Raw genomic sequence first — 2,070 nt, forward strand, 5'->3', positions numbered from 1 at the left:
ACCAGGGAGTGGGTACCGCCCACGGGCGGTCGGTTGTAGCCAGAGGTCCGCTACGTCTCTGCCGTACCGGCTGGGGGCTGGGTGCCGCCTATGGGCGGCTGGCTGGGGCCGGAGGCCCGCTGTATTCCTGCCGTACCGACTGGGGGCTGGGTGCCGCCCACAGGGGGACGGCCGGGGCCGGGAGCCTGCCGCGTCTCTGCCGTACCGACCGGAGGCTGGGTGCTGCCAGAAGACCGGCCAGTACTGAAAATATGTTGTGTCCTTGCTGTATCAGCCGCAGGCGGTATATCCCTTCTATAACTGGAATCCGGCTCTTTTCCTGCCCCATACTCTCTTTTCCCTGGTGCAGACACGCCTGGAGGAACTGAAATTTTAGGTGTGCCGTTTTGACGTATCGGAGGCCGCTGCGGATGGTCCTGAGCGGCTTGCTGGGATGATTGCCAATCTGATGTAATACGGAATACCTCTTTTCCAGTTTTCCGCTGGGAGTGTGAAAAAGTATCTGGCGTATCAGCGGCCTGCCTGGTGTGTACCGCGGACTGACGCTGGGAAGGTCCTGCCTGAGTGGCCGCCTTAGCCACTTCTGGCTCCTGCCCTATAAGTACCGCATTTATCCTGAAACGCTGGCCGGCACCAGTTCCACCGCTTCTCTGCTCAGGAGGAACAGATGTGTGCCGGGTTGGCTTTGCGTCCGGCGGGCGACCTGGGCCTCCAGACTTGGGCTGATCTTTGCGCGTTGAACGCGGCTCCGCCTGTGTTTCGGAAGAAGCAGACTGCGGTGTGCTTGTGCTTGCTGCATATGTAGACCGTTCGTTCTCCCGGTGCCTTCCAGGCTGACTGCGGCTCTGGCCGCCCTGACCCGGCCCACCGCCGGGCGGTGTGGGGCCCCCGCCCCCGGATGACGGCGGCGGAGGTGGCGGGGAGCTGGGGTTGCCCGCGGTGTGGCCGCCACGTGGCTTTGCACCGCCGTTTCCCTTTGACGCAGCCGAAGCGGAGCGAGTTATAGCCGATCCGAGCCCGCGAATGGCCGCAAAGGCCACCATACCTGGTAAGCCGCGCCCTAACCCATCCCCGGTGATTGCAGGATTTAGGCCGATCCGAGCCACAATACTGTCTATTTTTCGGGCTACTCTTGCAATGCCGACAATCAGAAGCATCCAGGACAACACACCCAAACCAGAGGGCACATAGCCCATTGCAGAAATCAGCAGCTTCAAAAAGATGATGTTCATAACCATCATCAGGCACATTGAAGCGAACGTCCGGCACCAGCCCTTGAAGATGTCCTCTGTGCTCTTTGAGCCACCCAGCCCAAATGCAAGCGGCGCCATCAGGACCAGAACGGCGGTCACAACATACCGTTCCGCCACTTCAAAGCACAGCTTCACAAACTGCCACATAACTACAAAGCCTACAATGATAATCAGCAGCCAGGACGCCCCAATATTAAAATTGCTCTCTTCCGGAATGTTTATGGTGACACTACTTGGTATCTGGAGCATTTGTATGATTTGCGCGGAAATATTCAGCCCGATCTCACAGATTTGCTGGCTTACCAAAAGAAGAAAGGCGAACACAAAGGTGCGGGTAAATAGGAGCTTGGGATCTTCTCCCTCAAAACCAAGGCCGGAGATCATGGACCGAACGGCTTGGAATACAAGATTCCCCATTAGGAGCGCCCAGCCGGCGGCAATCAGAATGGAAAGAATGTCCTTCGCAACAGGAGCTACCTGAAAAAAATAATCCAGGTCCATACTGAACACAGTCAGTAGGGAATTTGCAATGTACTGCACCATTTCCAAACATAGGCTGTAGATCCATTGCATAAACCCTTTGAAGATATTTTCAAGGATGGTAAATCCCCCCCCTTCGGGGGACTCCCATTCGGTACGAGCCTCCTTCCAAACGCAAATCCCCCGTTATTGGTTTATCAAGATTTACAATTCAAGTGCAACACATGGAGATAGGTAAAAAAGGAGTGACTCATAGGCGGTGATGCCCTAAAATGGTGTTTGTGGACAGCCAAGAAAGGGGCAGCATCCTATGAGTCACTACAAACACCTTACCATA

Annotated in this window: 1 protein-coding gene; it reads right to left on the reverse strand. The window is 55.9% G+C overall.

Annotated features, from left to right (window positions below):
- Positions 1–50: 50 nt before the first annotated feature.
- Positions 51–1,826 (reverse strand): hypothetical protein, encoded by a 1,776-nt coding sequence (locus tag Q0Y09_RS08745; protein WP_297720508.1) that lies wholly within the window; start codon positions 1,824–1,826, stop codon positions 51–53.
- Positions 1,827–2,070 lie beyond the last annotated feature (244 nt).

The organism is Intestinimonas sp. (genome assembly GCF_026169115.1).
Lineage (GTDB): Bacteria > Bacillota > Clostridia > Oscillospirales > Oscillospiraceae > Intestinimonas.

Bases quoted from the DNA above. Each gene is read 5' to 3' on its own strand.
- Q0Y09_RS08745 (WP_297720508.1), bottom strand. From the start codon at position 1,826: ATGCAATGGATCTACAGCCTATGTTTGGAAATGGTGCAGTACATTGCA.